22 protein-coding genes are annotated in these 21941 nt (G+C 46.7%); 12 read left to right on the top strand and 10 right to left on the bottom strand.

The window, feature by feature from the left end; all coding sequences use genetic code 11:
• The first annotated feature begins 11 nt into the window (after nucleotides 1–11).
• The 3 genes from A3EQ_RS0101985 (at nucleotide 12) to A3EQ_RS0101995 (ending at nucleotide 3264) form a co-directional block, all read left to right on the top strand.
• Nucleotides 12–1364 (top strand): PTS ascorbate transporter subunit IIC, encoded by a 1353-nt coding sequence (locus A3EQ_RS0101985; RefSeq protein ID WP_020153505.1) that lies wholly within the window; start codon nucleotides 12–14, stop codon nucleotides 1362–1364.
• 92 nt (nucleotides 1365–1456) lie between these two features.
• Nucleotides 1457–2296 (top strand): transketolase, encoded by an 840-nt coding sequence (locus tag A3EQ_RS0101990; protein WP_020153506.1) that lies wholly within the window; start codon nucleotides 1457–1459, stop codon nucleotides 2294–2296.
• Nucleotides 2293–3264 carry a transketolase family protein gene (locus A3EQ_RS0101995; RefSeq protein ID WP_020153507.1) on the top strand — a complete coding sequence of 324 codons (972 nt, stop codon included), beginning with the start codon at nucleotides 2293–2295 and terminating at the stop codon, nucleotides 3262–3264. The genes A3EQ_RS0101990 and A3EQ_RS0101995 overlap by 4 nt, the downstream gene beginning before the upstream one ends.
• Nucleotides 3265–3637: 373 nt before the next feature.
• Here the strand turns inward: A3EQ_RS0101995 and A3EQ_RS0102005 are convergent, their stop codons facing one another.
• The 6 genes from A3EQ_RS0102005 to A3EQ_RS0102030 all read right to left on the bottom strand — a co-directional run bounded on the left by A3EQ_RS0102005 (nucleotide 3638) and on the right by A3EQ_RS0102030 (nucleotide 8925).
• Nucleotides 3638–4819, bottom strand: a complete 1182-nt coding sequence (locus A3EQ_RS0102005) for an SIS domain-containing protein (RefSeq protein WP_244874551.1) — start codon at nucleotides 4817–4819, stop codon at nucleotides 3638–3640.
• A 169-nt stretch (nucleotides 4820–4988) separates the two neighbouring features.
• Entirely contained in the window at nucleotides 4989–5426 is a 438-nt protein-coding gene (locus A3EQ_RS0102010; protein WP_020153510.1) for a PTS sugar transporter subunit IIA, read from the bottom strand.
• 1 nt (nucleotide 5427) lies between these two features.
• On the bottom strand, nucleotides 5428–6246 hold the full coding sequence (gene agaD, locus A3EQ_RS0102015; protein ID WP_051091383.1) for a PTS galactosamine transporter subunit IID: 819 nt from the start codon (nucleotides 6244–6246) through the stop codon (nucleotides 5428–5430).
• A complete protein-coding gene (agaC, locus tag A3EQ_RS0102020; RefSeq protein WP_020153512.1) occupies nucleotides 6224–7015 on the bottom strand; it encodes a PTS galactosamine transporter subunit IIC in 792 nt (263 codons plus the stop codon). Before agaC ends, agaD begins: the two co-directional genes overlap by 23 nt.
• A 12-nt stretch (nucleotides 7016–7027) precedes the next feature.
• Nucleotides 7028–7501, bottom strand: a complete 474-nt coding sequence (gene agaB / locus A3EQ_RS0102025) for a PTS galactosamine transporter subunit IIB (protein WP_020153513.1) — start codon at nucleotides 7499–7501, stop codon at nucleotides 7028–7030.
• Between the two features lie 698 nt (nucleotides 7502–8199).
• Nucleotides 8200–8925, bottom strand: a complete 726-nt coding sequence (locus tag A3EQ_RS0102030) for a GntR family transcriptional regulator (protein ID WP_020153514.1) — start codon at nucleotides 8923–8925, stop codon at nucleotides 8200–8202.
• A gap of 577 nt (nucleotides 8926–9502) precedes the next feature.
• Here A3EQ_RS0102030 and A3EQ_RS0102035 point away from each other — a divergent pair.
• The 9 genes from A3EQ_RS0102035 (at nucleotide 9503) to A3EQ_RS0102080 (ending at nucleotide 18599) form a co-directional block, all read left to right on the top strand.
• Nucleotides 9503–10225: a GntR family transcriptional regulator gene (locus A3EQ_RS0102035; RefSeq protein WP_026499670.1), complete on the top strand. Its 723-nt coding sequence runs from the start codon at nucleotides 9503–9505 to the stop codon at nucleotides 10223–10225.
• A 142-nt stretch (nucleotides 10226–10367) separates the two neighbouring features.
• The gene (locus tag A3EQ_RS0102040) at nucleotides 10368–11543 is read left to right on the top strand and encodes an SIS domain-containing protein (protein ID WP_020153516.1); all 1176 of its coding nucleotides are present in this window, start codon (nucleotides 10368–10370) and stop codon (nucleotides 11541–11543) included.
• A 93-nt stretch (nucleotides 11544–11636) separates the two neighbouring features.
• Nucleotides 11637–12506, top strand: coding sequence for a tagatose bisphosphate family class II aldolase (locus tag A3EQ_RS0102045; protein ID WP_020153517.1), 870 nt, complete (start codon nucleotides 11637–11639; stop codon nucleotides 12504–12506).
• Between the two features lie 12 nt (nucleotides 12507–12518).
• Nucleotides 12519–13445: a 1-phosphofructokinase family hexose kinase gene (locus A3EQ_RS0102050; protein WP_020153518.1), complete on the top strand. Its 927-nt coding sequence runs from the start codon at nucleotides 12519–12521 to the stop codon at nucleotides 13443–13445.
• 275 nt (nucleotides 13446–13720) lie between these two features.
• Nucleotides 13721–14539: an ABC transporter ATP-binding protein gene (locus tag A3EQ_RS0102060; RefSeq protein WP_020153520.1), complete on the top strand. Its 819-nt coding sequence runs from the start codon at nucleotides 13721–13723 to the stop codon at nucleotides 14537–14539.
• 68 nt (nucleotides 14540–14607) lie between these two features.
• A complete protein-coding gene (locus A3EQ_RS0102065) occupies nucleotides 14608–15546 on the top strand; it encodes an iron-hydroxamate ABC transporter substrate-binding protein (RefSeq protein WP_020153521.1) in 939 nt (312 codons plus the stop codon).
• A gap of 23 nt (nucleotides 15547–15569) precedes the next feature.
• Nucleotides 15570–16592 (top strand): FecCD family ABC transporter permease, encoded by a 1023-nt coding sequence (locus A3EQ_RS0102070; protein ID WP_020153522.1) that lies wholly within the window; start codon nucleotides 15570–15572, stop codon nucleotides 16590–16592.
• Nucleotides 16589–17599 (top strand): FecCD family ABC transporter permease, encoded by a 1011-nt coding sequence (locus A3EQ_RS0102075; RefSeq protein ID WP_020153523.1) that lies wholly within the window; start codon nucleotides 16589–16591, stop codon nucleotides 17597–17599. The genes A3EQ_RS0102070 and A3EQ_RS0102075 overlap by 4 nt, the downstream gene beginning before the upstream one ends.
• Before the next feature lie 13 nt (nucleotides 17600–17612).
• The gene (locus A3EQ_RS0102080) at nucleotides 17613–18599 is read left to right on the top strand and encodes an NAD(P)/FAD-dependent oxidoreductase (protein ID WP_020153524.1); all 987 of its coding nucleotides are present in this window, start codon (nucleotides 17613–17615) and stop codon (nucleotides 18597–18599) included.
• Between the two features lie 199 nt (nucleotides 18600–18798).
• On the opposite strand, the gene A3EQ_RS0102090 is transcribed toward A3EQ_RS0102080, so the two are convergent.
• Genes A3EQ_RS0102090 through A3EQ_RS0102105 form a run of 4 tightly spaced genes read right to left on the bottom strand, consistent with a single transcriptional unit; the run spans nucleotide 18799 to nucleotide 21934 of the window.
• Complete coding sequence (locus A3EQ_RS0102090; RefSeq protein WP_020153526.1) at nucleotides 18799–19572, bottom strand: Cof-type HAD-IIB family hydrolase; 774 nt, start codon at nucleotides 19570–19572, stop codon at nucleotides 18799–18801.
• A gap of 11 nt (nucleotides 19573–19583) precedes the next feature.
• Complete coding sequence (locus tag A3EQ_RS0102095; protein WP_040369034.1) at nucleotides 19584–20684, bottom strand: M42 family metallopeptidase; 1101 nt, start codon at nucleotides 20682–20684, stop codon at nucleotides 19584–19586.
• A 43-nt stretch (nucleotides 20685–20727) separates the two neighbouring features.
• Entirely contained in the window at nucleotides 20728–21399 is a 672-nt protein-coding gene (rpe, locus tag A3EQ_RS0102100) for a ribulose-phosphate 3-epimerase (protein ID WP_020153528.1), read from the bottom strand.
• A gap of 40 nt (nucleotides 21400–21439) precedes the next feature.
• Nucleotides 21440–21934, bottom strand: coding sequence for a PTS sugar transporter subunit IIA (locus tag A3EQ_RS0102105; RefSeq protein ID WP_020153529.1), 495 nt, complete (start codon nucleotides 21932–21934; stop codon nucleotides 21440–21442).
• Nucleotides 21935–21941: the final 7 nt, after the last annotated feature.

Raw genomic sequence — 21941 nt, forward strand, 5'->3', positions numbered from 1 at the left:
AGGGATGCTTGATGCGCCAATTAGTACTGGATATTTTAAGCCAACCGGCGGTTTTGGTTGCCGCGATCGCATTGATCGGTTTGCTCATTCAGAAAAAATCATCGGCCGAAATTATTAAAGGAACGACGAAAACCTTTTTGGGATTTATCGTTCTCTCGGCGGGCGCCAATGTGCTCGTCGGCTCCTTGGACCCCTTCGGAAAAATGTTTCAGGAAGCCTTCCATGTGAACGGGGTCGTTCCGAATAATGAGGCCATCGTCGCCATGGCGCTGACAAAATACGGTTCTACAACCGCACTTATTATGTTCTTTGGAATGATCGCGAACATTCTTGTCGCCCGTTTCACGAATTTGAAATATATCTTCCTTACCGGCCACCATACGCTGTACATGGCTTGCATGATCGCCGTCATTTTGCTGGTGGCGGGAATGGAAGGATTCCAGCTGGTATTGATCGGTTCTTTGGCTCTCGGATTGATCATGGCCGTTTTCCCCGCATTGGCCCAGCCGTTCATGAGGAAAATCACCGGCAATGACCAAGTCGGTTTCGGCCATTTCAGCACCTTGGGCTATGTTTTGTCGGGGGCGATTGGAAGCGTTGTCGGCAAAAATTCCCCTTCCACCGAAAAAATCAACTTTCCGAAAGGGCTGGGATTTTTGCGCGACAGCTCGATCAGCATCGCATTGACCATGTCCGTCCTCTATATTATTGTCGCCATCATCGCGGGGCCGGACTACATTGAAAAAAATCTCAGCAACGGAACCCACTTCATCGTCTTTTCCATCGTACAGGCGGTCACCTTCGCGGCAGGGGTATTCATCATCTTGACCGGCGTCCGTTTGATTTTGGCGGAAATCGTGCCGGCCTTCAAGGGAATATCCAATAAGCTCGTTCCCAACGCCAAACCAGCCCTCGATTGCCCGATCGTGTTCCCCTATGCGCCCAACGCCGTTTTAATCGGGTTCTTCTGCAGCTTCCTGGGCGGCATCGTCGGCATGTTCATCCTCGGTGCGGTCGGCGCGGTCATCATCCTTCCCGGAGTCGTTCCCCATTTCTTTACGGGGGCAACCGCCGGCGTTTTCGGCAACGCCACCGGAGGGATCCGCGGTGCAACGATCGGTTCGTTTTTCAACGGTCTCTTGATCACCTTCCTGCCGGTGTTCCTGATGCCGGTCTTAGGGGATCTGGGCTTCGCCAACACGACCTTCTCCGATTCGGATTTCGCCGCATCCGGCATCATTTTGGGATACATCACGAAATATCTCGGTTCCGCCGGGCTGACGGTGTTCGTCCTCGCAGCCGTGATCATTCCGGTTGCCGTGTATTTCTTGCGGGGGAAGAAAAGGGTGTCCGAGGATCATTGACCCGGGCGCCCGGCCGGCTTCCCCGAACATCTCCCGGCAAATATCCTCTTACGGGGTTTTGCAGCGTTTGAAAATCATAAGGGGGCACGACGATGAACGCATTGGAATTGTTTAGGGACCAAATCCGGCTATGGACATTGAAGCAGCTTTACCATCTCGGATTCGGCCATTACGGCGGGAGCCTCTCCATCGTGGAGGCTCTTGCCGTCCTTTACGGAAAGGTGATGAAGATCACGCCGGACAACTTTCATGATGAAAAGCGGGACCGCTTCATTTTATCGAAGGGACACGGCGGACCTGCGCTTTATGCGACGCTCGCCCTCAAAGGTTTTATCCCCTTCGGCATGCTTTATACCCTCAATCAGAACGGCACCAGACTCCCTTCCCATCCGGACCGGAATTTGACGCCGGGCGTCGAAATGACAACGGGCTCCCTCGGCCAAGGGATTTCCGTTGCCGTCGGGGTCGCTTTATCCCACAAACTTTCCGGCATCCCCGCCTACACCTATACGATCGTGGGAGACGGGGAACTCAACGAAGGCCAGTGCTGGGAAGCGATCCAATTTGCCGCCCATCATCAATTGCACAGGCTTGTGGTATTGGTCGATGACAATAAAAAGCAATTGGACGGTTGGACAAAGGATATCGTCAATCCCCGCGATTTCGTAGAAAAATTCAAATCCTTCGGCTTCTGGTCGCGCCGGGTGGACGGAAGCAGTTTGGCGGAAATCGAAGAGGCGATCGAGGAAGGGAAAAAACAGACGGAAATGCCGATCGCCATCATCCTCGATACGAAGAAAGGACAAGGGGTGCCATATTTGGAAGCGAAAGAAGATAATCACCATATCCGGCCGACCGAAGAGGACAAAAGGGCGATCGAAGCGGCCATCCAAGAACTGGAGCGGAAATGTGCAGGAGGGGTTGCCCAATGAACGCTTTATCTTCCCAACGATTAAAACCCGAAGAAAAGGAAATGAGACAGGTCTATGCGGAGACGGTCTTGGAACTTGCGCAAAAAGACCCCCGCGTCATCGCCTTGGAAGCCGATCTTATGAGCTCCATTTCCACCAACAAAATCCAGCCGTTCATTCCGAAGCAAATCATCAATTGCGGCATCATGGAAGCCCATATGATGGGCGTCGCCGCCGGGATGGCCCTGACCGGAAAGATCCCCTTCGTCCATACTTTCGCCCAGTTCGCCACGCGGAGGGCGTTCGACCAGCTTTTCGTTTCCCTGGCCTATGCCAAATTGAATGTCAAGATCCTCGGTTCCGACGCCGGGGTAACGGCGGAACATAACGGCGGAACCCATATGGCTTTCGAGGATCTCGGGCTCGTCCGGCTCATTCCCCACGCCACCGTCTATGAGGCCAGCGACGGGACCATGCTGAGGGAACTGCTCGTCCAAAGCTACGGGGAATACGGCGTCCATTATATCCGGACGATCCGCAAAAAGGCGTTGCAGCTTTACGACAAAGGGGAAAAATTCCCGAAGGGAAAAGGAAAGCTGCTGAGGGACGGAAAGGACGCGGCGATCATCGCCTCCGGGATCATGGTCGCCGAATCGTTGCTCGCCGCCGATCTTCTGGCGAACCAAGGGATTGACGTGATGGTCATCGACATGTATACGATTAAACCGATCGACCGGGATCTTTTGATCCATGCCGCCAAGACGGCCGGACTGGTGATCACGGCGGAAAATCACAATGTCATCGGCGGTCTGGGAAGCGCGGTGGCGGAAACCTTGGCGGAGACCTTCCCGGTTCCGGTCTACCGGATCGGCGTGAGGGAACAATTCGGCCAAGTGGGCAAAACGGATTATTTGAAGGAATATTACGGCCTGACCGCAAAACACATCGCGGAAACGGTGCTCGAACAAATCAAAAGGAAAAAAGAATAGGTCTGAAATCGCTGACCGGGTGAAACCTTGTTTTCCGCGAACGGAAAATGGGAAGCTCCCGGACAGGAATTTCCTGTCCGGGATCTTTTCAAACCGTTTCAATTTTCTTATCCGAATATGCCCCTGGCTGAACACGCCGTCTTCCGCCCGCCGATGGATTTCTGCCATCTCCGCATTCCTCTCGGATTGTCCGCTTTTCCCGGTTCTTTCTCTTTCATTTTTTTCGAAAGAAGGATAAGCCTATGGTTCCGAATGGAAAATACCTTGATCCCCAAATCTCATAAAACAAAAGTAAAGTCCGCCGCGGAAAGGGGCCCAGCATTTTTTAAATGATAAAAAACCCCAATGGGTTGGGGTTGATTCACCTTTCCATTCATTTTTTATAAATATTTACTCCCTGGGCCACTTTGTTTATGAAGCCGTCCGCATTATTTCCCAATGTATCGGGGGATATCCCGAGGTTGACGCCTTTTAATATGGAAAAGGATTGTAAATATAACGAGTAAAGGAATACGATGTGGGCATCATCCCTATAAGGAAAACCGTTTCCATTGAAATGGAAATAATAATCGCAGTGTGCGTCAATCTCGGAAACGTAATCCATGGATACGGCAACAATTGTACTTTTCCGCTTATCCTCCGAACACTCTTTCAGCATATCGATTTCATATTTCATCGTTAAGGGATCGCGGCTGAAAAAAAATGAAACGAGCGTTTTTGAATTCATGACGACCTTCGGGCCATGTCTGAATTCCAAAACCGAATGAAACTGGGAACTTTGCAGTCCGCCTGTCAATTCAGTGATTTTCAGGCACATTTCTGCCGCAAGGGGAACGAGGGAGTTGGAGCCGAGAGCGGCGATTGTATCATAAGGCTGATTGGCAATGCTATGAACCTTATATATGTCTTTATCAAAAAAGCGCGCTGCATCACGGGAAGCATTTTGAAACAATTCCTTATAATAGTCATAATTCTGGATATCAAATAAAAGCAAGGCATATTGAATAAGCAAGGTGAACTCTCCGGTGGCGGCTATGCTTTTTCCCTTCGTTCCCGGAGGGATGGGGATGTATAAAACGCCTTCCTTCGCGCCATATTTTTTTACCATTTCCCCTTCATCCGAACATATGATCAAAAGTTGATAGAGTTCTTTGCATCTTTCCTGAAAAATCTCCACAGCCTCCAGTCCCTCAATGGTATTTCCCGAACTGCCGAAGGACACAAGCAACACAGGTTCATCTCCAATAATATAATTGTCGGGCTGCGTAATTAAATTTGTTGACGAAATGCAATGAACCTCTTTTTTTGTAACCCTTCTTATATAATTTTCCACAATGGAAGCGGCTTTTGCCGAACTGCCGGCCCCGACCAGAAATATTTTTAAATCTTTAATTGAATTCATTTGATCCATAAATTTCTGTATTTCTTGTTTGTGTTCTCCGATTATTTTTNCCCCTTCGAGCCATAGATTCGGTTGGTTAATCATTTCTATGCAGGTAAAATATCCATTGATTTTCTTTAATTCATTCTCTCTTAATCCTAAAATCCGCATCATTCAACACCTTTTCCTATGAAATTTTCCGTTTCGGAATGTGTCATAAAAGAAATAAAACCCGTACGGAACCTCTTTTGCGTCACAGGCCGATGAGAAATGGTTCCTTTATTTCCAAAAAAAAGGCGGCCATAAACCGAATAACGAATTATGGCCCGCCCTCCGATCGAATTTAAATACCTTCTCCTTCCGGAACATTAAAGGCACTTGCACTTCCGTTTATTTTTTTAAATACCATCGTTGATTTCTTGCTGCCTTCAACCATGCTTTCCGCAAGTTCAGACAAGGACAGCTGATCCTTCATCAATACCGATTCCAGTATTCCCCCGATATTGCACCCTGCCACGAGCTCCATTTTCGGAGAAAAATTGGAGATAGCAGCTGCGACTTTAAATGGCGTACCGCCGATTATGTCGCAGACAAAAAGCACTTCGGAATCCTTATTTTCTTCCAGAATCTCCATAAATTTATTTTTTAATGTTTCATCGGTATCCTCTTCCGTAAAATCCACATAAAACAGATCTTTATTTTTACCCGCAAGAAGTTCCAAAGTGCTTTGAAGCCCGGTTGCGTATCTCCCGTGGCCGCTGACGATGACAATTTTCCTCATCTTACAGCAATCCAATCAATGAGCCAAATATTGCAAATGCAAAAGTTATCAAAATCAGTACAACCGGGCTGACCTGTTTCTTTTTCAATAAATAATACATTAAAAACACATAACCGAGCGGCAGAATATTCGGGAATATCTTATCGATAAAATCCGTTTGAAGGGAAACCGTCTTTTCTTTATTAATGACAATCTTCGGAGCAAGGCTGATTTTTACATATGTTGCAATCAGTCCCCCTATTACTGTAACCCCAAGAATGGTTGCAGCTTTAGATACGATTTGTGTACCCGTTTTTATTTTATCAATGGCCCTTACGCCCAGGTTATACCCTAGGTGTGTAAAAACAATGCGTAATGAGAAAACCGTCAGATAGACGAGGAAAAATATGATCGGACCAATGATGCTTCCTTCCATCGCAAGAGAGGAGCAAATCCCCGCCACAATCGGAAGAAGCGTGAACCAAAACAAGGCGTCTCCAATCCCCGCAAGCGGTCCAAACAGGGCGACTTTCAAGCCTTTAATAAATTGTCTATCTTCCTTCTTTTCCTCAAGGGAAATGAGAAGTCCCATGAGAAAACCGACGAAGTTCGGATGGGTATTGATGAATTCAAGATTGTCTTTCATTGCCGCAGAAAGACCTTTTTTATCGTCTTTATATATCTTCTTTAACAAAGGCAGCTGGGAAACTAAAAATCCGCCCGCCTGCATCCTTTCATAGTTGAAGCTCGCTTGCAAAAAGGATGAGAAAAAACCCAACTTTGTAATATCCTTCTTTGTCAACACCCTTGCCGTTTCTTTAGATTCCGCCACTGAAATCATCTCCTTTCGATGCAGCATTCACCAAATTAGCCTGCAATTCTTTGGATTTATAATATTCATAAAGCGCAAGCGCCGCACCGATGACAGCGATCGGCAAAAGGTTGGGAATTTCAATGAATGTCGCAATAAAGAAACCAATGATTAAATAGGGTACATAGTTCGCTTTTAACATGACCTTTAAAAGCATTCCGAAACCTACCGCAGGAAGAATTCCCCCTGCAATTTCAAGGCCATGGGTCAGCCAGCCGGGCATGGCATTAACAAGCGATTTCATCGCATCTTGGGCAACATATGCGCTTAAGAATACAACGATTCCGTAAGTCACGGCAACAATCAGGGTAAGCAAGACGTTAATCTTCACAATGGCTTTCGTATCCCCCAGCTCTGCGGCCTTGTCCGCTTTCCCCATAAATAATGAAAAAGACGAATAATAGAAAAGGATGATATACTGCATAAGAATACTAAAAGGCAAAGCAAGGCCAATGGCAGTCTTCGGATCCGTTCCTGTAGTAAAGGCTATAACTGTGGTCATTATGCCTGCCAAGACAGGGTTCGGCGGCTGCGTTCCCCCGGCAGGAGTCAAACCGGCAAAAGCAAGTTCAGTTAATCCCCCTGCAATCAAGCCAGTTTCTAGATCTCCCAGGATCAAACCTGTCAGCGTTCCGACAATGATCGGTCTGAAAATGAACAACGCTTCAAGCCAAAAATCAACTCCAAGTATAATTGCCAACAGTGCCAAAGCAATTCCTTGACCCAAAGTTATATCCATATCTTACCCTCCTTAATCTAAATATTCTTTTGTATCGCCAGGAACATCCTGTATAAACACCTCAACACCCCTTGACTTTATAAACTTTAGATCTTCCAAATCTTTATCATCCACATACACCTTTTTGCTGATCGGGCGTTTTCCCTGCGAAAAATGCATGTTTCCAACGTTGACTTGCTTTATTGGAACACCTCCTTCGATCAAAGCTCTAACTTGTTGAGGAGTCCTGCATACTAAAAATATTTTTTGGGATGGAGAAGCTTTTCCAATAATGTTAATGGTATGCTGAATCGTAAAAAACCTGATTCCGGCGCCGGCTGATTCAGCCACCAGGCTCATGAGCTGTTGTTGCAACGGATCTTTCGCCACTTCGTCATCGGCAACAACGATAAGATTCGCCCCTAGGGTCGTCGTCCAGGTAACGCCGACTTGTCCATGGACTAAACGATTATCTATACGGGTCAATAAAATATTGGGCGTGCCCATATATAAAAACCTCCTAGAACGTTATAAAGCGTTTTCTTTTTACCAAAGAAAAATAAGCTCGATTCTCTTTGATATTCATCCAGTCATAAAAAAGGGGATAAAGAACAGGGATAATGTCTTATAATTTAAAACCATTTGGTACCAAAATGGTTCTAACTAAATAATACCACTTTGTACCTTAGTTGTACATATCTTTATTTCTAGTTATTTAAAAAATTTTTTTACGTTGCATCAAAAAACAAGAAAGCCATAGATAAACCGCGCAAGATTTTCGGCATCTAACCCACAATCAAACGGAGGGTTTATCTATGGCCGAGTCCAAGTCGTGGAAAAATAACAGCGTGTTGTCGAAAATTCCATGCAAGCGGCTCCCAATAAAATAGGCTGCCTAAAAGTACGTTTTCTCGTGAATGCCAACCTGGAATTGCCGCCGTCCGAATTAATGGATTGGCTCGCTGTCCTTTCGGGAAATTGCGGGCTATACGCCCAATAAGGGATACGGGGGATTCGTCTGGGACCCTTTGCTCAAACGGGTGAATTTCCTAAGCCCAATTCTTGGTGCAGTTTGCTTTGGAGCGTTTTTGAACGACGGCCCAAAATCAGTTTGTTGGCGGCTCCTTGCCTTTTTCAGCCGGGAGCTTCGATGGTCTTCCCCTTTTCGCATTGAATATAAACAAAAAAACACCCTATTTCTCTCTTTACCGGTTCATCAGTTTGATCGTGTATTTAAATTTATCTCCCCTGGCTATGCTGATGGTATATTCGATTAGCCGATCATCGCGGTTATAAGCATATCTGCAAATTTTTAGACTCGGAGAACCGACTTCGATATCCAATTTTTCCGCTTCTTCTTCGTTGGTCAGCACCGGGGTGAATTCCTCGACCGCATATTCCACAACGGTGTTAAACCGCTTCCTGAAGATCTCATAGAGGGGCGTTTTGTTCAATTCGTCTTTGGTGATTCCCGGAAACAGGTTATAAGGTACGTAAGTTGTTTCCAACATCATCTTCTCATTATCGGCAAGCCTGAGCCTTGAAAATTTATAAACCAGCTCTTCGCTGTCAAGATTCATTTTTTTGGCGATTTCCTTATTGGCGGTCATTATCTCAAATTTGACTACCTTTGAAGAAGGCTCTTTTCCCAGTTTTTTCATTTCTTCCGTAAAGCTGTAAAACGACTGCAGATTTTGATTAAACCGATTGGATGCCACAAAAGCGCCCTTTCCGTGTTTGATGACGATGTAGCCGCCCAATTCCAATTCTTTAAAAGCCTGCCGTACACACGTCCTGCTCACATTATATTTCTTGCACAATTCCCTTTCTGAAGGCAGTTTATCCCCTTCTTTCATATTGTTTTGAATTTCATGTATTAAAATATCCATCAGCTGGGAATATAATGGGATTCTGCTGTTTTTATCCAGCATGCCATTTACACCTCATAATCCAAAATGAATAAGTGGTAATTACCAGTTGCCATTAAAATAATACCTTTATTATTTTTCAAAGTCAAGATGAAGCCCGAATATCGGGAATATTGAAACGGGCAGACCATAATTTATCGTTTCTGCCCAAAATTCATTTAGCCGGATTTCTGAAAGTTTGGCATGCTTGTTCAATCTTCATTCTTGGAAATGAAAGCGGAAGTATGATAATGACTTATTTAAAGATCCCTTTTTAACGATCGGCGGATACTGGAAAATTTCGCCATTATCCTTTCCTGAGGCGGCCCATGATCCCGATGTGCATATTCCGTACCGTTTATCGATTCGCTTAAATTTCGAGTATTGTTAAAAATTATGATCACTCGAACAAACAGGAAAAAATAAAATGCGCTTTGCCCATTGAACTTTACAAACCGAATCAATTGTCTTATAATGGAATCGCCCACTGGTTATGACAACATATCCAATCTCCGGGCCAAGATCCCGGCATTTTTAATTGCACCCCAAATTCAGGGAAACCTGCCCCTTCACCATACTGGAGGTGAAAACAATCGAAGCCATCATAAATAAACAAAGCAGGATCCCGCTCTACATTCAATTGATGGATATTATCATCAATCAAATTGAACGCGGAGAATATAAACCGAATGACAAATTGCCCTCGGAAAGGGAATTATGCGAAAAATACGATGTCAGCCGGATGACCGTCAGACAAGCTTTATTGGAATTGGAAAGAGACGGCTATATTTATAAAAAACACGGCTTGGGCAGTTTTGTGTCGCCCCGATCAATCAATCAAAAATTAGATAAACTTTATAGTTTTACCGAAGAAATGAAAAAACTCGGAAAACATCCGGAATCGATCATTTATCAGTTTGAAACGATTCCGGCCACAAAAAAGATTGCGGAAAAATTAAAGATAAGTGCCGATGAAGAAATGCATAAGATCATCCGCATCCGGTTGGCGGACAAAGAACCTTTGATGTATGAAACCACTTTTTTGCCCGCGGGAATTTTCCGGAACCTTACCAAAAAGCATTTGGAATCCAAACCCATGTATGACGTTTTTCGAGATGATTATCATATCAACATTACAAAAGCCATAGAGAAATTTTCCGTTACCAAAGTTCGCGCCGAAGAAGCGAAGTGGTTAAATGTAAAAAACGGAGATCCTGCGATGCTGATCAAAAGATACTTATACTCTGGCGATATGATTTGCGAATATACAATCAGTGTGGCAAGAGGCGACAAATTCATTTATTCCGTCGAATTGTCAAATTAATGTTCAAGTTCAAATAGAAACTTGGTTAGTTCTATTGAATTTTTTTGAACTAATCAAGTGATTTTTTAGATGAAGTGGTTATGACAACATTATAACTGCCTATTAAATTGCTCATTTCTTTAAACAATTAGGAGGGAGCCCCATGATCTTAGACTATTCGAAGGAAGATTTGGTGAAATTGGGAGGAATTCATACGGCGGCAGAAATCGAACAACAGCCCGCGGTTTGGGAAAAGGTCTATCGATTAATAGCAGAAAAGAAATTCGAAATAGAACGATTCCTACAACAACTGAATAAAACCTATCCCTTTGTCCGGGTCATCTTGACCGGCGCCGGCACGTCCGCCTATGTGGGGGAAACAATTCTTCCCTATTTGCAATGTTACCGGCGCTATGAACATTTTTATTTTGAAAGCATCCCGACAACGGATCTCGTTTCATCTCCTTATTTTTATTTTCAAGAGGAAATCCCTACATTACTTGTTTCTTTCGCCCGCTCCGGCAACAGTCCCGAAAGTGTCGCTGCATCCCAATTGGGCGAACAAATCGTCAAACATTTTTATCAGATCATCATCACATGCAACAAAGACGGACATCTCGCCAAAAATGCCGCGCAGAACGAGAATTCTTTGTTATTGCTAATGCCCGAGGAAACGAATGACAAAGGATTTGCCATGACAAGCAGTTTTACAGCCATGCTCTTGGCCGCCATACTTGCATTGCAAACTGAAAATCTCGACAATATCCGCAGCTGGCTGTCTGAAATCGTCAATCAAGGAAAAAAGTTTTTACAGGATCATTTGGAAAAGATCAACGAAATCGCCGATTGGGATTTTGGCAGGATCGTCTATCTGGGTTCAGGACCGTTAAAGGGACTCGCCAGAGAATCTGCATTGAAAATGCTGGAACTGACCGGCGGGAAAACAGTAACTGCTTACGAGTCATCCTTGGGGTTCCGGCACGGTCCGAAATCCATCATTGATGATAAAACGGTTGTCGTAATGTATATTTCCGGCGATTCGTATACAAGAAAATACGATATTGACATGATGAAGGAAATTTACACCGGCAGGACCAATTCCAAGGTAGTAGCTTTAACACAAAACCCGGATGATGAAATCCAAAGGCATTGCCATTATTTGATCGACAGTTCCACAAAGGATTGGCCGGATATCCGGCTTGCATTCCTGTACATTATATTTGCCCAAACATTAGCATTAAAAAAATCAATAAAGCTGGGGATCGCTCCTGATAACCCGAGTCCTGTAGGAATTGTGAACAGGGTTGTCAAAGGCGTGACAATTTATCCCTATAAATAATGGGTTAAAAAGCATAAATTTGGATTTCATCGACTCTATGAACCGATTGATCTTTGATTGCAAACTAATTCAGGAAGAAGGATTGAGCGGCACATGGTATTGGAAAAAAGCCGAATCGTCAACACAAAAGAAATGCTCCTCGACGCCCAGAAAAATAAATATGCGGTCCCGGCATTCAACATCCATAACCTGGAAACGATTCAAGCCGTCGTCGAAACCGCCTATGAAATGCGCTCCCCCGTCATTCTGGCCGCCACCCCGGGCACGTTTCAATATGCCGGCCGGGATTATATCCAGGCCATCGTGGAAGCGGCGGCGAAAAAGTACGATATCCCCATCGCCCTTCACTTGGATCACCACGAAAAATTTGAGGATATCGTTGAATCGGTGGAATTGGGTACGAAGTCGGTCATGATCGACGCTTCCCGCCTTCCCTTTGAGGAAAACGTGCGGCTCGTTAAAAGAGTCGTTGACTATGCCCATGCCAAAGGGGCAACGGTGGAAGCGGAACTGGGCAGGCTCGGGGGACAGGAAGACGATTTAACCGTTGCTGAAGAAGATTCCTTTTATACGGATCCGGATGCGGCGGCGGAATTCGTGGAAAGGACCGGAATCGACTCCCTGGCCGTCGCCATCGGAACCGCCCACGGACTCTATAAATCCGAACCGAAACTGGACTTTGAACGTTTGGAAAAAATACAGGAAAAGGTGAAGATTCCCCTCGTATTACACGGAGCGTCGGGCATTCCCGAAGAAGATGTCCGCAAATGCATCGAACGGGGAATTGCGAAAGTGAACATCGCAACAGAGCTGAAGATTCCTTTTTCCGACGCCCTGAGGAAATATTTATTGGAACATCCGGATGCGAACGACCCGAGAAAATACATGTCTCCTGCCAAACAGGCGATGAAACGGGTCGTTCGGGAAAAGATCCGCATGTGCATGAGCGAAAACCGATTTTAAGGAGAGACGGCGATGATCTTATCCATTACGCCAAACCCGTCGGTTGATATTTCCTATCGGCTCGCTTCTTTCCGGCTGAACACGGTCAACCGGTGCTCCCATGTCCATAAATCTGCGGGCGGGAAAGGTTTAAACGTCGCCCGAGTCATCCATCTTGCCGGCCGGAAAGTATGTGCGACGGGTTTCATCGGCGGCGCAAACGGCCAATTTATTAAAGAGGAACTGGACCGGCTCCAAATCCGGCACCAATTCGTCGAACTTGACGGAAATACAAGGAACTGTATTGCCATATTGCACGACGAGGGAATGCAGACGGAAATTTTAGAAGAAGGGCCGCGGTTGACAAAGCGGGACGAGGAGAATTTTTTAAGCCAATACTGCAAACTTCTTGACTCCGCCGTCGTCGTTACCGCGTCCGGCAGTCTCCCGAAAGGATTGGATGCCACTTTTTACACGAAATTAATAACGATCGCCAAAGAGAAAGGAAAAATATTTATCCTCGATACGAGCGGCAATCCGTTGAAAGAAGGAATAAAAGCTTCTCCGTTCCTGATCAAACCCAACTTGCAGGAGCTGTCCGGACTGGCCGGCAAGAAATTGCAGACCATGGATGAAGTAAAAAAGGCCGTTCTTTCCCTCGCCCGTTGGAATATCCCCTGCATCGTCGTCTCTTTAGGAAAAGATGGGGCGCTGGGATACTTTGGGGGAAAGTTCTATCAAATTATTCCTCCCAAAGTACAGGCCGTCAATCCGGTGGGTTCCGGTGACTCCATGGTCGCCGGGATGGCCATCGCCCTTTCAGAAGGGCTCCCCGACCAACTGGTCCTGGTTTACGGATGTGCTTTCGGGACTTTAAATGCCATCGAAGAAAAAACGGGATTTATTCGAAGAGAATTATTAAATGAGTTTATCGGCAAGACGGAAGTGATCCCAATATAAATTAAATTTTGCGCTTCAGCCGGCGATGAGGCGCTCAACATCCGCCGTCCCTTCTTCCCCATTTCCCCAGCCCTTCTTTCCGACGTCTACGGCCGTTTTCGGAGGAAGGGCCTGTTCTTTTTTCTTATTCATCATTCTCCACATTCTTACATGAAAAAAATCTTTCGTTTTTTGCTTAAAATTAGAAAAAAACAGTATTGACAACGTGATAGCGGGATAATATCATTAAATGAGAATGGTTATCATTATTAACGGTTTCGAGGGGAGATGGCGACTTGGATCGGCTGTCTGCGATAAATCTCACGGTTGGTTACGGCAATACGGCAATTGTATCCCAATTGCATTTAAATATTCCCGACGGAAAAATTACGACGATTATCGGCCCGAACGGCTGCGGAAAATCCACCTTGTTAAAGACCTTATCCAGGATTCTGAAGCCGAAATCCGGCACGGTTTACCTGGACGGAAAAGAGATTGAAAAGCAACCGACAAAAACCGTCGCCAAAAAGCTGGCGATCCTGCCCCAGGCCGCTTATGCTCCGGAAGGTTTGACGGTCCGGGAACTCGTTTCCTACGGGCGTTACCCCCATCAAAAAGGAACGGGAAGACTGAAGCCTTCCGATTGGGAAAAGATCGACTGGGCGATCCATGTGACCGGATTAACGGCCCTTCAAGACCGGGAAATCGATTCCTTATCCGGCGGGCAAAGACAAAAGGTGTGGATCGCGATGGCCCTCGCCCAGGAAACCGACCTGATTTTGCTGGACGAACCGACCACCTATTTGGATATGTCCCACCAACTGGAAGTATTGGAGCTTCTCCAATATTTAAATCAAACGGAAAACCGGACCATCGTCATGGTGCTGCACGATCTGAACCACGCGGCCAGGTTTTCCCATTATATGGTCGCCATGAAAAACGGGATCATCGTCAAGGACGGGACGCCGGAAGAAGTGCTGACGCCGGAGGTCCTAAGGGAAGTCTTTCAAATCGATGCGGTCATCGGGAAGGATCCGAGAACGAAAAGACCGATTTGTTTAACCTATCACGCCCTTCAACCCTCTCCGTTTTTTCAACAGTCTTCGGCCGTATGATTTTTTTTTGAAATTTACTGAGAATGATTATTAACTTCATAGCAGATCTGAAAGGAGATTGGTCATCGATGAAAAAGCTCTTATCCGTTCTGATCGTTCTGATCTTGACCGTTGCCTTGGCCGCTTGCGGAAAATCCGATAATCATAAGGAGTCGGCCGGCGATAAAACGTCGGAAAATAACGAAACGAGGATTTATCACTCCGAAACCGGCGACGTGAAAGTGCCCGCCAACCCGAAACGGGTGGTCGTCCTCGCTTCCTCCTACACCGGCCACTTTTTAAAGCTGGGAATCAAGCCCGTCGGCATCACCCAATGGGAGACCCAAAACAAATTTTTTGAGGGCAAATTGGACGGCGCGGAAGTCGTCACCTCCGATTCCTTGGACAAAATATTGGAACTGAAACCCGATTTGATCGTCGCTTTCTCTCACGAAAAAAACATCGACAAATTGTCCAAAATCGCGCCAACTGTTGTTTACACCTATGACAAATACGGTTATTTGGACATTTTCCGGGAAATCGGAAAACTGGTCGGCAAGGAAAAAGAAGCCGAAAAATGGATTGACGAATGGAACAAAAAGACGAAAGAAGCCGCCGAAAAAGTGAAGGAAGCCATCGGCGAAGATGCGACCGTCACCGTTTTGGAACCGTACGGAAAAGACTTATATATTTATGGAAACAATTGGGGCCGGGGCACGGAAATCCTTTATCAGGCCCTCGGCTTGAAAGCCCCGGAGAAAGTGGAAAAAGACGCTTTTGGAACGGGATATAAAGCCATTTCCGCGGAGGTCATCCCGGAATACGCGGGCGATTTCATCTTCCTGGGGGACGGCGGAAATAATCCGGATACCTCCTTCATGGAATCCGACGTATGGAAAAACATCCCCGCCGTCAAAGAAAACCGGGTGATCCCCTTCGATTCCAAGTCCTTTTACTTCAACGATCCGATCTCCCTTGAAAAGGAACTGGACTATATCGTCGAACAGCTGACCAAATATAAGAAATAACCGGAGGATTTAAGGTAACCAAGATGAAACAGGGACATTCAGCGACGCCTTCCAAGGCGAAAAAAGGATGGTTTTTGCTCATCAGCCTCTTGGCCCTCGTCCTCAGCCTCGCCGCAGGAATTTCCCTCGGGGCGGCGGATATTGGCTGGGCCACCGCCTGGAAGGCCGTATTCCGATATGAAGGCATCAGCGAGGGAGAACGCATCATCCGCGAACTGCGACTCCCCCGGGAATTGGGCGCCGCGATCGTCGGCGCCTCCTTTGCCGTCAGCGGGGCCATTATGCAAGGGATGACAAAAAACCCCCTCGCCGATTCCGGACTTTTGGGATTGAATGCGGGGGCAAGTTTCGCCATCGCCGCTTTTTATGCGGCCTTTTCCGATTTTTCCTATTGGGCGGTCATGCTTGTTTCCTTCGCCGGCGCAGGGATCGGCGCCTTTTTGGTCTTCGGGATCGGCGCCTTATCAAAGAACGGGCTTTCCCCGATCCGCATGACCTTGGCCGGGGCGGCCGTATCCGCCCTGCTGACCGCCCTCGGGGAAGGAATCGCCCTGTATTATCAGCTTTCCCAAGACCTTGCCTTTTGGATTGCCGGCGGGGTCTCGGGCACGACTTGGACCCAGCTAAAAATCCTTTTCCCCGTGATGACGGGCGCTTTGCTTCTCGCCTTTTCCCTCGCCCGGCCGCTGACGATCCTCCATTTGGGGGATGAAGCGGCGAAGGGGCTGGGACTGAACACCTTTTTTATAAAAACCGTTCTTATCCTTATCGTTTTTGTTCTCGCCGGCATTGCCGTATCCGTCGTCGGTCCCGTCGCCTTCGTCGGGCTGATGATCCCCCACATCGCCCGCTTTTTCATCGGACAGGATTACCGCTGGGTGCTTCCCGGTTCCGCCATCCTCGGGGGAACATTCATGGTTCTGGCGGACACGGCGGCCCGGCTGATCAACGCCCCCTATGAAACGCCGATCGGTGCGGTCGTGTCCTTTATCGGGGTTCCCTTCTTCCTGTACTTGGCCAGGAAGGGAGGAAGGGAATTCGCATGAAAGGCTTTCCGGGATCTGTGAAAAATTGGGCCATTTTCGGTGCGGCCCTGGTTTTATTGTTCCTCGTTTTTCTCATCAGCATGGCGGCGGGATATATTTCCCTTACCCCGGCCCAGCTGCTTCGCACGATCGCCGGATCGGGAACGGAGCGGGAAAATTTGATCCTGTTCGATTTCCGCCTGCCCCGGATCCTGATCACCGTCCTGGCCGGAATGGCCTTTGCCGTAGCGGGCGGCGTCTTGCAAAGCATCACAAAAAATCCCCTGGCGGATCCGGGCATTTTGGGCATCCATTCCGGCGCCGGGGTAATGGTGGTTCTCTATATTTCCTTTTTTTCCGTCGAACCGGGCAGCTTCGTATATATCCTTCCCCTTTTCGCCTTTTTGGGCGGCATGATCACGGCCGCGATCATCTATGTTTTGTCCTACAAAAGGGGAGAAGGCATCCATCCTTTCCGCCTTGTGCTGAACGGCGTCGGATTGGCGACCGCCTGGTCGGGGGCCGTACTGATGATTTCCATCCGCCTGGAACGGAGCGACTACCAATTTATGGCCAATTGGCTGGCGGGAAATATTTGGGGGGACGATTGGCCTTTCGTTTTCGCCTTTCTCCCCTGGCTCGTTCTTTTCTTCCTGATCATCTTTGCCCGCCTGCAGGCCTTGAATCTTTTGAATGTGGATGAGCAGGCGGCGATCGGTTTGGGGGTCCGGGTGGAAAAGGAAAGATGGATCCTTCTTTTCAGCGCGGTCGCCTTGGCATCCGCAGCCGTCTCGGTGACCGGGGGCATCTCCTTCATCGGCCTGATTGCCCCCCATATGGCAAGAAGGCTCGTCGGGCCGCGCCACCAGGTTTTTTTGCCGCTCAGCGCGTTGATCGGCGCGATCCTGCTCTTGTCCGCGGACACCATCGGGAGGGTCATCCTCGATCCGAAAGGGATCCCCGCCGGCGTCATCGTTGCCGTGATCGGCGCCCCCTACTTTTTGTATTTATTGTCCAGGCAGAAATGAAGGAGGAGTTCCGGTGAAAGAAGTTTATGACGTGACGATAATCGGAGGCGGTCCGATCGGCCTGTTCACGGCCTTCTATTGCGGAATGCGAAAGCTGAAGACGAAAATCATCGAAGCGAGCCTCCAATTGGGGGGAAAAATCTCCCTCTTTTATCCGGAAAAAATCATCCGGGATATCGGAGGAATTCCCCAAATTAAAGGGGAGCTACTGGTGAAACAGCTGATCGAGCAGGCCAAAACCTTTGATCCGACGGTCGTGTGCGGGGAACGTGCGGACCTTCTGGAAAGGTCGGCCGACGGCACCTTCGTGATCACGTGCACCAACGGGAACAAGCATTACACAAAAACGATCATCTTGGCCGTGGGCCACGGCCTGTTCAAACCGAAAAAATTGAAGATTGACGGCGCCGAGCAATATCTCGGGACCTGTTTGCATTACACGGTGGACCGGCTGTCCATTTTTGAAGGGAAGGACGTGGTCATTTCCGGCGGAGGAAACACCGCCGTCGACTGGGCCAATGAATTATCTTCCATCGCCAAAAGCGTGACGATCGTCCACCGGAAAGACGAATTCTCCGCCCACGAGCAGCAGGTGGAAAGGATCAAGCTGCAGGCGCGGATTTGCGCACTTTGCCAAATTAAAGCGATCCATGGAAAGGAAAATCAACTGGATATCTCCGTGGAAAACTTGCGGACGAAACAAACGGACCGGTTAAAAGCCGACCACCTCCTCATCTGCCACGGCATCGAATCGGATTTCGGGAATTTGGTGAATTGGGGATTGAAGATGGCCGAAAATCGATTTGTCGTAAACAACCGGATGGAAACGAATATCCCCGGCATCTTTGCCGTGGGCGATGCGGTGATCTACCCGAACAAATTGAAACTGATCGCTGGCGGTTTCATGGAAGGCCCGGTCGCCGTAAACAGCGCCACCCAATTCCTCCATCCGGACAAACCCCTCGTCGACCTGTATTCCACCCATTACGATTTTTCATGAAAAAGGATGTCCCCAAGGGACATTTCCTCGAAGAAGGGAAAACCGATCCGCCTTGAATAAAAGGCAAGGGGCGCTCCCGCCGGCCCATTTCAATTGGGAATGGAGGGAGCGCCCCGTTTTTAATTCCGTTTTGATGTTTGTTTGAAAAAGAAGCTTCCGGACTCCATCACGGATTATATCATCGGTTTTCAAGACAGGTTTAAATTAATCCCAATTTGCTTAGCGCATACGGTATCCCGTCATCGTCTGCGGATCTCGTGATCATATCGGCATAAGGAAGAAGATCTTGATGGGAGTTGCCCATGGCGATACCCATGCCGACAAACGATAACATCTCTTTATCATTTAATCCGTCGCCAAAAGCGATGGCTTCCTCGGGCTTTATGCCGAGATATTCCAACATGGCTTTTATTCCGGTCGCTTTTGACAAAGTCGCCGGAATGACATCCAGCACCAGAGGATGCCAGCGGACGAAGGAAAATTCGGGAAATAATTTTTTATACGGCTCCTCCTCATTGGCCTTACAATAGAGCATCACCTCATAAATTTCTTCCTTATGCCAAAAATCCGGCTGATATTCAGGCGTATAATTCAGATTCAGAGAATCGAAGGATTCGATAACCTCCGGATGATTCATCACATTACTTACCGTTTTTTCCAGGTTGGAAAAAACAAGCGGGTGATTCTTTTTCCCGGCATATTGAATGAATTTCCCTAGAAGCGTTTTATTAAAGGGTACGGCTTGGATCGTCTTCCCTTTGTAGCTTGCATAAGCGCCATTAAAGGATATAAAAGCATTTACTCCCAGCTGTTCACTTACGGCAGTTAAATGATGCGGGGCCCTGCCGGTTGCTAAAACAACCTCCAAACCATTTTGTTTTAACTGCAGCACAGCCTTTAATGTATTGGACGGGATTATTTTTTCTTGATTAAGCAAAGTTCCATCGATATCAAAAAATACAATTTTGAACATGGAGATTTCCCTTATTTTGCAAATTTATAATTTTTGCCGAAACCGGTGTTCTTTTCCAACCCAATAATAAAGCTGTATAAAAGTTTTTCCGCCCATTCGACATCCTTCATGCTTATTGTTTCTATCGGCGTATGCGTATATCTGGCAGGAATCGATATGTTTGCGACAGCTGCGCCCAATTCATCGAAAACAATAAAAGCATTTTCTGTAATTACGCCAACGGCGATTTCCCTTTGGAAGGGTATGGATTCCCGGCTACATATTTTCTCTAATTCTTCAATTAATCCCGTGTCCGGCAAAACGCCCGCCAACGTTCCTTTCCCATGAAAATTTAGATAAGTCAGCGCCGGCCCCCCGTCCAGTTTTACGTCGGTATAGCCATACAAATCTGGCGTATCACATGCAGGTGTCACATCTAATCCGATCGATACATTTGGTTTAATTTTCTTTACCGCAGGCAATATGCCCCGAATATTGAATTCTTCCTGGACACATGCGACCAGATAAACATCCCAATTCAATTGATCTTTATTTTTGGCCAGGTGTTCACCAAGCTGCAATAAAATTGCACAAGCAACACGGTCATCAAGCGCCTTACTTGTAATCCAGCCGTTATCCCTTTCGATAAAATCCGCATGAAAACAAATCCAGCTCCCAATCTTTACGCCTAACTTTTCCGCTTCTTCTTTCGATTTTACGCCAATGTCAATATATAGTTTATCCTGCGAGGGAAACGATCCTTTTTCCTCCGGTTTAAGAAAATGATAGGATTTTGTTCCTGCGACTCCCGGGACAACCCCTTTTTCTCCGATTACATCAAGCCGCAACCCCGGAAGTACGTTTACATTCGCACCGCCGATTCTTTCTACATAGAGATATCCATTTTTATCAATATTTCTTACGATAAAACCGACTTCATCCATATGCCCAAAAACCATTATTTTTTTTGCATTCGGTGCCCCGGAAGAGATGCGGCAAATCACATTGCCGATCACATCCACTTCAACTTCGTCACTAAATTCCAGAAAATGGTTTCTCATGTACTCAATTACCGGATCCTCTTTGGAACTGACCGCATGAATAGCCGTTAATTCTTTTAAATATTCTTTCATCGTTTTCAAAACGGATCACCTCAAGGCTGATTTCTGATTAACTCTAGATCGCACATAATGCCTCCCTGATTGTTTCCACAGCCCGTTTTTTATCGTCAAAAGCTTTATTTTTAAAAATGTATGAACCTACAACGAAAACGTTCGCACCTGCATCCGCACACATTTTCGCTTCGGCCGGGGTGATCCCCCCGTCCACTTCAATATCTACTTTGGCGTTCTTTTTTTCTATCAGTTCCTTCAATTCCGATATCTTGGGCAGGACATTCGGAATAAAGGGCTGCCCCCCGAATCCCGGATTTACCGTCATCACCAGTACCATATCCAAATCATTGATCAAATATTGGATGGCGGATATCGGTGTCGCAGGGTTTAAGGCGACACCGGCCTTCTTATTGTAACTTTTGATTTGATGCACAAGGCGGTGCAAATGGTAGTTACCTTCCGCATGTATCGTTATAATATCGGCGCCCGCATTGACAAAATCGGGGATATATTTTCCGGGTTCATGAATCATCAAATGGACATCAAATACTAAATGGCAATGCTTTCTGATCGATTCGATGACGGTTGGACCGAAAGAAATGCTCGGCGCAAACTGACCATCAATCACATCCAAATGCAAAAAATCAGCCCCTCCACATTGAACGGCCTTTATCTCTTTTTCTAAATTCCAGAAATCCGCGTTTAATATGGAAGGGGCTATTTTATAATTCATTTCTAACACCTCTTGCTTGAAAAAGTCGCTTCATCTTATCTTATTTTTCCAACAGGTCTCCAAAAAAAGAATCTATAACCATCATTACCCCGCTTTTATTTTTGGCGTTCTTTATATCTAACAAAGCCTGCTCATCGCGTATAAGTTCCATAATCTTCTGAAGCGTTTTCAGCTGTGAAGCAGGATGGGTAATGGCAAGCATGAAAATGATGCTGACCGGAACATCTTTTTTTGTATCCATTGCCTGAAAAGTAACCGGATTTTTCAGGATCCCGATGCCCAAACTTCCTTTGATGACATGTTTAGGATCGGTATGGGGAATGGCAATCCCTAAACGGTTTGTTTCCAATCCTGTCGGAAACGTCTTTTCCCTCTCGATCAATGCGTCAGGAAAAGTCCTTTTTACATAGTTTTTTCTTAAAAAGTTTCGGCTCAACACAGTAATGGCTTCTGCAAAATCATCCGCATCAATATTTCGTTCAATCAAATCTTCCTCTATAATGAGTCTGCCATTGTCTTTTGCTTCATTTTTCATCGCTGTA

It is taken from the genome of Caldibacillus debilis DSM 16016 (assembly GCF_000383875.1).
In the GTDB taxonomy this organism is placed as follows: domain Bacteria; phylum Bacillota; class Bacilli; order Bacillales; family Caldibacillaceae; genus Caldibacillus; species Caldibacillus debilis.

What these genes read in the sequence shown, in the direction of transcription:
- A3EQ_RS0101985 (WP_020153505.1), top strand. Translation starts at nt 12, where the DNA reads ATGCGCCAATTAGTACTGGATATTTTAAGCCAACCGGCGGTTTTGGTT.
- A3EQ_RS0101990 (WP_020153506.1), top strand. Translation starts at nt 1,457, where the DNA reads ATGAACGCATTGGAATTGTTTAGGGACCAAATCCGGCTATGGACATTG.
- A3EQ_RS0101995 (WP_020153507.1), top strand. Translation starts at nt 2,293, where the DNA reads ATGAACGCTTTATCTTCCCAACGATTAAAACCCGAAGAAAAGGAAATG.
- A3EQ_RS0102010 (WP_020153510.1), bottom strand. Translation starts at nt 5,426, where the DNA reads ATGAGGAAAATTGTCATCGTCAGCGGCCACGGGAGATACGCAACCGGG.
- agaD (WP_051091383.1), bottom strand. Translation starts at nt 6,246, where the DNA reads ATGATTTCAGTGGCGGAATCTAAAGAAACGGCAAGGGTGTTGACAAAG.
- agaC (WP_020153512.1), bottom strand. Translation starts at nt 7,015, where the DNA reads ATGGATATAACTTTGGGTCAAGGAATTGCTTTGGCACTGTTGGCAATT.
- agaB (WP_020153513.1), bottom strand. Translation starts at nt 7,501, where the DNA reads ATGGGCACGCCCAATATTTTATTGACCCGTATAGATAATCGTTTAGTC.
- A3EQ_RS0102030 (WP_020153514.1), bottom strand. Translation starts at nt 8,925, where the DNA reads ATGCTGGATAAAAACAGCAGAATCCCATTATATTCCCAGCTGATGGAT.
- A3EQ_RS0102040 (WP_020153516.1), top strand. Translation starts at nt 10,368, where the DNA reads ATGATCTTAGACTATTCGAAGGAAGATTTGGTGAAATTGGGAGGAATT.
- A3EQ_RS0102045 (WP_020153517.1), top strand. Translation starts at nt 11,637, where the DNA reads ATGGTATTGGAAAAAAGCCGAATCGTCAACACAAAAGAAATGCTCCTC.
- A3EQ_RS0102050 (WP_020153518.1), top strand. Translation starts at nt 12,519, where the DNA reads ATGATCTTATCCATTACGCCAAACCCGTCGGTTGATATTTCCTATCGG.
- A3EQ_RS0102065 (WP_020153521.1), top strand. Translation starts at nt 14,608, where the DNA reads ATGAAAAAGCTCTTATCCGTTCTGATCGTTCTGATCTTGACCGTTGCC.
- A3EQ_RS0102070 (WP_020153522.1), top strand. Translation starts at nt 15,570, where the DNA reads ATGAAACAGGGACATTCAGCGACGCCTTCCAAGGCGAAAAAAGGATGG.
- A3EQ_RS0102075 (WP_020153523.1), top strand. Translation starts at nt 16,589, where the DNA reads ATGAAAGGCTTTCCGGGATCTGTGAAAAATTGGGCCATTTTCGGTGCG.
- A3EQ_RS0102090 (WP_020153526.1), bottom strand. Translation starts at nt 19,572, where the DNA reads ATGTTCAAAATTGTATTTTTTGATATCGATGGAACTTTGCTTAATCAA.
- A3EQ_RS0102095 (WP_040369034.1), bottom strand. Translation starts at nt 20,684, where the DNA reads ATGAAAGAATATTTAAAAGAATTAACGGCTATTCATGCGGTCAGTTCC.
- rpe (WP_020153528.1), bottom strand. Translation starts at nt 21,399, where the DNA reads ATGAATTATAAAATAGCCCCTTCCATATTAAACGCGGATTTCTGGAAT.
- A3EQ_RS0102105 (WP_020153529.1), bottom strand. Translation starts at nt 21,934, where the DNA reads ATGAAAAATGAAGCAAAAGACAATGGCAGACTCATTATAGAGGAAGAT.